6 protein-coding genes are annotated in these 6,883 nt (G+C 43.9%); 2 read left to right on the forward strand and 4 right to left on the reverse strand.

The window, feature by feature from the left end:
* Positions 1 to 169: 169 nt before the first annotated feature.
* Genes H6G28_RS35955 through H6G28_RS35970 form a run of 4 tightly spaced genes read right to left on the reverse strand, consistent with a single transcriptional unit; the run spans position 170 to position 2,016 of the window.
* On the reverse strand, positions 170 to 367 hold the full coding sequence (locus H6G28_RS35955; protein WP_190678091.1) for a hypothetical protein: 198 nt from the start codon (positions 365 to 367) through the stop codon (positions 170 to 172).
* A gap of 8 nt (positions 368 to 375) precedes the next feature.
* Positions 376 to 642 carry a hypothetical protein gene (locus H6G28_RS35960; RefSeq protein ID WP_190678093.1) on the reverse strand — a complete coding sequence of 89 codons (267 nt, stop codon included), beginning with the start codon at positions 640 to 642 and terminating at the stop codon, positions 376 to 378.
* Positions 639 to 896 carry a hypothetical protein gene (locus H6G28_RS35965; protein ID WP_313950054.1) on the reverse strand — a complete coding sequence of 86 codons (258 nt, stop codon included), beginning with the start codon at positions 894 to 896 and terminating at the stop codon, positions 639 to 641. The genes H6G28_RS35960 and H6G28_RS35965 overlap by 4 nt, the downstream gene beginning before the upstream one ends.
* Positions 897 to 900: 4 nt before the next feature.
* Positions 901 to 2,016 carry a ParM/StbA family protein gene (locus H6G28_RS35970; protein ID WP_190678096.1) on the reverse strand — a complete coding sequence of 372 codons (1,116 nt, stop codon included), beginning with the start codon at positions 2,014 to 2,016 and terminating at the stop codon, positions 901 to 903.
* Between the two features lie 268 nt (positions 2,017 to 2,284).
* Between H6G28_RS35970 and H6G28_RS35975 the strand changes: the two genes are divergently transcribed.
* Together H6G28_RS35975 and H6G28_RS35980 are read left to right on the forward strand one after the other, a co-directional pair.
* Positions 2,285 to 2,491 carry a ribbon-helix-helix domain-containing protein gene (locus H6G28_RS35975; protein WP_190678099.1) on the forward strand — a complete coding sequence of 69 codons (207 nt, stop codon included), beginning with the start codon at positions 2,285 to 2,287 and terminating at the stop codon, positions 2,489 to 2,491.
* A gap of 461 nt (positions 2,492 to 2,952) precedes the next feature.
* Positions 2,953 to 6,441 carry a PriCT-2 domain-containing protein gene (locus H6G28_RS35980; RefSeq protein ID WP_190678103.1) on the forward strand — a complete coding sequence of 1,163 codons (3,489 nt, stop codon included), beginning with the start codon at positions 2,953 to 2,955 and terminating at the stop codon, positions 6,439 to 6,441.
* Positions 6,442 to 6,883 lie beyond the last annotated feature (442 nt).

Genomic DNA, 6,883 nt, shown 5'->3' on the forward strand with positions numbered 1-6,883 from the left:
TGCAGTTTCATTTGCAAATAATGTCGTTTTGAGCAGAACCTTATTTGCAAATAATGTGGTTTCAAAATCGCCTTGTTTGCAGTTTTAGCCCTGGATGTTTGCAGTTCGCTACACGTAGATGCCATTCGGAGTGGTCGCTCGGTGTCCAGTCAAGCGACTGCTCTCCTTATCATTGAAAAAATCCTTCCCTAGAAACATCCACAGTTGAATCTGCGGCTGTCCATTGCAGTGTGTTGAAAAATTGGCTTACGTCCCCAAGGGTTACATCACAATCAAAATTCAACCTTTGATATTGTGGATGCTGCCGAATTTGGGTTACTAATTGTTGGGCTTGTGCAATCAATTCTGGTAGTGGTTGAGTATTCATAATTCACCTCAAAAAATTGATAATTGCAGTGATTCTTGGCTGATGACACTTGCACTAGTTGACATTCCTGAAACTTCGTAACAGCGAGTAGTCAAAGCCTTGTGATTGAGTACTAAATCAGCTTTTTTTCGTTGTCCGGCTAGAGGTCGAAAGTGATATTTTGGATGCTGGATTGTCCCTGTTTTATAGAGGTACTGATAGAGGCTTCTATCTATTTGGTAAACCTTTGAACTGGTTAGTAGGTTTGAGTCGTAGACTAGATTTAAGTTGTTCATGAAGCTACTCCCTTAAACTGGCTGGCCATGTTTGCTAGTCCAGTCTTATTCGGTTGAATTGGTGTAGTATTCGGCATTTGAGTTTTTGGAGATGTCTGCACACCAATACCACCTTGAAATATCAACTTCTCGACTGCTGCACTCAGGGCTTGGGTTGGTGCATCGTGAGGAATATTGAACATCTGGCACAGTTCATAAACTGCTAAGTACGAGATGCTTATACGCCGAGATTCGTAGGACTTTATATCTGACACTTGTTTATACTCCTGTGGATATTTCTGTTAATAGCTTTAAGCCAAAAGCATTGATAAATTGCGGGTTTTCTAAAACCACAAATCCCAAGTCAGCCAGATTTTGATCTACTACTGGCAGGGAAACGCCACCACCCCAAGCAACAAGGTATTTGGCTCTATCTAAGTAATTGCTGGAAGTAACAAAGTTGGCGAATTTCTCAATGCGATTAGACCACCATTCATCTAGACACTGGGCATATTCTTTTTCAAATTTCTTGCCTGTCAGGTGATTACCTCCATAAGTAAAAGTACCTTCTAAAATGCCTCGATTAACTAAGCTGGGTGAATGTTTTACGTCCTTAGAAATTAAACTGATAGGGTCGTTGCGTTTGTCGAGAGATTCGGCAATCATTGAGTGCAGTTCACCGGCTCCACCTTCAATCAGGTGTCTGTTAATCACTGCACCATTGCCGTTGAATACGGTAATTAGCCAAGTGGATGAACCGATATCAAGGGCGATAGCAATTTCTGATGGGTCAAGGGCTAGGGTTGGTTCACCAAATAAACAATGAGCAATGCTGCCATAACCCTCTGGATAAATGCCTGTGACTACGATGGATACTGTCTTGGTGACAACAGAACGATTAACGGGGTGTTGATGCTGAAAGGTGTGGACACCTTGAACTCGGCGTTTAATTTCTTCTCCCCAGCGTTCTGGGTTGTGGTTGCTCAAGCTGATTTCTAGCTTCATCCCCGATGGGATGTTCAGAACTGCTAAGTCTGCAAGGATGCTTTCTAATGCCAGTTCTGCTTTTTTCGCCTTATCTTCGTGCAGTAGGGTGTGGTCACTTTGAGCGATCGCCGCAGTTCCCCAAAAGAATTGAGTGTCTTTTAAGTCCAGACGCTTCCCTTCAACGTAATGCACCCATGCGCCATCTTTCGATATGGTTTCGTGATGGCGAATGTTGCGGTTGCGAACAAATGAGTATGCAGATGGCATGGTGACAGAAAAATCACCGTAAATTGCCTTGCCATACCCTGCGCCTGGGTCTTTACCTGCAATTAGGGCAGTTAGCCCGGAATTGGCAAGCACGTCTGCTTGAACTAGCCAATTTGTGGCATTGGTGTATGTGGTTGTCATGGTTCTGATGGTTGATAAAAGTCTTATTTATCCTGGCTTTGGAGAATTTAGCGGCTGAATCAGCCTAAATTAACGCATCCAGGTTTTGGTAAGCCTAAACTTCACTTTCTGGCTTCTATTGCCTTTGTTGGGTGGCTGTTTTTGGCTTGATAGTGTTATACTAATCTACAAGTACATCACTTGTCAATCAATGATGAAGTTGATGTATTCTACAAATATGTGTATCAATAGCTGATAATGTCGGTTAAATAGACAAATGATGCTTTTGATGCCTACTAAAAGACCTAGAACAACAATCAGTTTTGACCCTGAAGACTACCAAGAATTAGAGGAATGGGCAGAATCCGAATTTCGGTCAGTTCCTCAACTAATAAGTGTGATAGTCAAGAAGGCTCTAATTGAGAGAAGAGAAACAAGCGAACCAACCCCTCAAAAAAAATCTTCCAAGTCTAAAAGGAGTGAGGAGGAAGAGTAGGCAAGCATCAAACTAATATTAAGTCGCAAGAGGCAAAAACTTTTGTAAGATCAGGCTATTGATTAAATGAAGCGTTTAAGGGAGGTAGAAACAGAAAAACAGAAAAAAATAAAAAACAAAGCGATACTAAGGGGTAAACGCTTTGCTTAAAAGAGAAAATTAAATATTTGAATATCTGAGAGCGGGTTTTATCTCTGGAAGACCAAATAAGTGGATTGGTAGTTGGAAGCTCTAACCACTGATTGGCGAAAGAGATTATTCCGCGCTGCTTTCTCATATTATATGAGGTGCTGTGAAAATTAACATATTTTCACTTGGAATTTTGGCATTCATATTTATTATTTTTTCTGTACGCAGAAAAAAGCTTAAACACGCAAAATATTCAATCTCATAGATATCAGGTGTAGCAGTGCGTTAACCCTCTCCAAATACTGAAAAACCAGTTATTTGAGGGTACATCTGTGATAAATAACAACAAAGCTTTGGCAGAAAGTCAAAGCCCTGTGCCGAAGTTAAAATTCGCTGTCAACACTTGTGGCAGAAACAAAGACTGGGACTTTAAAAAGCTGTCGGCCAACTTCCGCGACGCAGAAGGCACTCTAGAAGATGTGCAGCAACACATTAAAGCAGGTCACGCCATCTGTGCAGGCTTATTAGGTAATAAATGGCGAAGTAAAGCCAATGTCATAGGTTCTCACTGGCTACTACTCGACATCGATAATTCTGATGTTGCCCGTGATGAGGATGGCAAGCCAATTAAGGATGATTTCGGCAATTCCATTAAGGTTTACGATCCAGAATTAACCATTGAACAAGCCCTAGTCCATCCCTTCATTCAAAAACATTGCGCTTTAATGTACACCACTGCCAGTCATAAACCTGACTGGCATAAATTCCGGTTGATTTTCCCTCTGCCCCAATATGTTGAGGGTGCTGACACAGTAGAAGCTTGTACACGGTTTCTAATGCAGCAGCTACCACACGACCCAGCCTGTAAAGATGCCAGCCGGGTTTTTTACGGCAACACAGAAGCAGAATTTCTCATAGTCAACCCAGAAGCCACTTTACCAGATGAGTGGGTCACTGAAGCAATTGCGATCGCCCAAAGGGAGAGGGAAGAATACCAGCAACGCATCAAAGAAATTGAGTCACGCCGTCAACAGTTCCGCGAGATTTCCGACGTTGAAGGTTGGGACATCGAGCAGCTGATCCAACAAGCACTATCATTCATCCCCCCCCGCTCCCCCGGCAGTGGCAATTACGACGAATGCCGCCAAGTGTTGATGGCTTTGGTCAATCACTATGGGGCATCTGAAGCCGAAATCATAGCCGAGAAGTGGTCGCCTTCCATTCCTAGTACAACCTGGAACATTCGCGCCAAAATTCGCAGTTTCCGACGCGGAGGAATTTCGATTGGAACACTGTTTCACATTGCCAAACAGTACGGCTTTCGCTTCCCGCAACGGCAATATGAACCATATCAACGTGACCAAGGGCTGATTAGCCGCGAACAATGGGAACTAGGACAAGTCCGAGAAGATTTGACCAGTTTCAAAGATTTATTAAAGCAGGCGATCGCCCCATTTGTTACAGCAGCAGCCAAAGGATTTTCAACACCACCAGCACCAAAGCCCGAACCCCAAATTACTACGCCGGTACGGCAGGTAATTGTCTACAAGCGTGGCAATATCCCACACCGTAGCGACGTTACAGGTGATATTTCTATTACTTGTTCCCCAGATGAGCATATTGCCGCCTGGGTTGAAGCCATCTCTAAGGGCTGGACGCAGATTTTAGATAATTCACACCCAGGCTTGGGCAAGTCGCACAACGCTGGTCAACTCACCGCCGCCCTTTTCGGGATTGAGAAACTAATTTACCAGGATGCCAACCACCGCAACCCCTCAACATTGCCCATTGAGGCTAACTTTGTTGACCTCCCAGTACGGCACAATGGCTTAAAAATCGACCCCACCCGCACCACCCCAATGGGTGAGCCGTTTCAATTGCGCCCGAAACTGGGTGAAACTCCTGATACCATCGGCAATTGTCACCGCAGTTATTTATTTGAAGGCTTTCGTGATAAAAACTTTGTCAGTTTAGACTTTGAAGAAAGTTCTATTAGCCCCATCTGTAACGGTTGTCCCCTCCAAAACCAGTGCCGTTTCGCTCATGGTAAGGGTTTCGGCTTCCGCTATCTTAAGCGCACAGTTATTCAAAATTTCTCTCAAATTCGAGCGCATCCCGACTCTACACCAGTTACTTTAACTAACGCTGCTGGTCAACCTTTCACCCTTGGGCGGATTTGGGAAGAAGCTGGTACGCTGATTCAGCCTGTGCGCGAAATTCAAGTCAAGTTAAAAGATTTTGATACTACTGTGGGGCAACTGGCTACAGGTTTACCGCCTGACCAATGGTCAAAACTCCAGCCAGTTTTCCAGATTTTGCGTAAGCTTCTTGCCCAAGATATTAAGCCTGATTCTCGCTATGGCTTTGATGATGCGGCATTAAGGGCAGTATTACCGGAGTTTCCCCAAGATTTAGATGTTGAAGCGATTCGGCAGATAGTAGAGCCTAATTTAAAATTTCTCGCTGATTTAGATTCTCTCGATATCCAAACGGATCAACAACTTTCTAAAAGTGCCGCCGCCCGTTTTGCTGCCAAAAAGCTTGTTAAGGACAGCGCAAAACAAGCTGGTAAGGATTTTCTAGGATTACCGTTGTACTGGTTGCCTGATTTCCTGGAAGCTTGGAAGGGTGAAGGTTACTTGGCTTGTAAATGGGGTGAAATCACTATTTCTCGCCCTAACTCCAAGTATCGAGATTTGGCTAACTCTGCCCATTTTAATATTTACCTCGATGCCACTACCCCCCCAGAACAGTTGAAAGTCAAACTCAACTACCATGAACCTCTGCTGATCATCGAGCAATCACGCCCCGATTACAGCAATTTAAGGGTGGTTAATGTGGCTGGACTAGGTAAACTGTCTAAAAATCGCTCCCGTTCCTTAACTGCCCGTGTTAATGCCCTCAAGGAAACTTTGTTAATGCTCCATAAGCGTTTGGGCATTATCGAGTGGAAACAGGTGGCACAAGAGGCAGAAGACCGGATTGAGTACGGTCACTTTGTCGATGGTCGCGGTGTTAATCGTTTTAGTGATGCCGATGCGATCGCCTCTTTTGGCATTCCCTACCAAAATATCGGTACGTTGGCAGCACATTTTCAAGTGATGACAGGTGTTAAGGTCAACCTTGAAGACAAGAACAGCACTTTTCAAGAGTATCTTATCCAGTTGGTCAGGGCTGAAATTATTCAAGAGATTGGCCGATTACGCGCCCACCGTCGCCCAGGAGAAAAGCTAACTTTCTACTTCTGTGCTGATTATGACCTTAGTTTCCTCCTATCCGAACTGCCAGGGGTGAAATTAGAGGTTGTTGATGCCTGCGATTTCTGCGTTGAAGCGGGTAGCCGCGAACAGCAGACCGGACACGCCATTGTCAACACTTTCACCCAGCTTTGGCAGTCGCAGCAGAAAATTGGCCAAAATGCGATCGCCAAGATTTTGGACATCTCCCAAGGTTGGGTTAGCCGATTTACGCAGCGTTGGGGGGGGTGGCGCAGGTTCAAAAAAATATTACTACTGCTATTAGATAGTCTTTATAGCGATAGTAATAAAAATTTGACAGACCTTAGCGATGAGGAAAGGTGGTTTGCCCATGAATACTTCCCCATGCTGATTACTGAATCGGAATCATCCCCCGATGATGCCCTGAAGTATATAGCTGAAGTTGCCACAAGGGTTACTAACACTGCAATGCGGCGAATTCTGCAAAGTTGCACCCCGGCTGTTAGGGCTGGCTTGCTGATGATTATTTTGCGTTGTCTGCCTGCTGAGATTTACTCAGACTTTGCCTCGATGCCAGCCGAATGTAACCCGACAGTGACCTGAGAAAATTTATCGCTTTTCATTTCTACTGACCTATCAGTAGTAAAAGATGCTCTGCTTCATGATTGTGTACTTAATCATTGAGTGAGCGTCCCATTCAGTATGCCTTGTCACGCCGCACCGAAGCCAATTACAGCATCAGTTTATAAGAATTGCAGCAAAAGAGCGTGTTTTCAACGTGCTTTTACAGTAAAACACATTGTTAGCACATAAAAATTACTGTTAAATACGGCATAAACAATGTGTTTTTCATGTTTTCCTAGTTAATAACGCATAACAACTACTGGACACTCATGTATATCTAATGTGAAATAGCAGTATTTTTTATCTTACAATACCTTAGCCAATTTACGAGGGTTCAACGCCCGTAGAAACGGGATGAATACGACCTAAAGAAGTAAGCTTGGCAAAAATCTGGCTTAATAAAATAGGCTCAGGCATTTCA

The organism is Nostoc sp. FACHB-190 (assembly GCF_014696905.1).
GTDB lineage: Bacteria > Cyanobacteriota > Cyanobacteriia > Cyanobacteriales > Nostocaceae > Nostoc_B.

What these genes read in the sequence shown, in the direction of transcription:
- H6G28_RS35955 (WP_190678091.1), bottom strand. Translation starts at nt 367, where the DNA reads ATGAATACTCAACCACTACCAGAATTGATTGCACAAGCCCAACAATTA.
- H6G28_RS35970 (WP_190678096.1), bottom strand. Translation starts at nt 2,016, where the DNA reads ATGACAACCACATACACCAATGCCACAAATTGGCTAGTTCAAGCAGAC.
- H6G28_RS35975 (WP_190678099.1), top strand. Translation starts at nt 2,285, where the DNA reads ATGCCTACTAAAAGACCTAGAACAACAATCAGTTTTGACCCTGAAGAC.
- H6G28_RS35960 (WP_190678093.1), bottom strand. Translation starts at nt 642, where the DNA reads ATGAACAACTTAAATCTAGTCTACGACTCAAACCTACTAACCAGTTCA.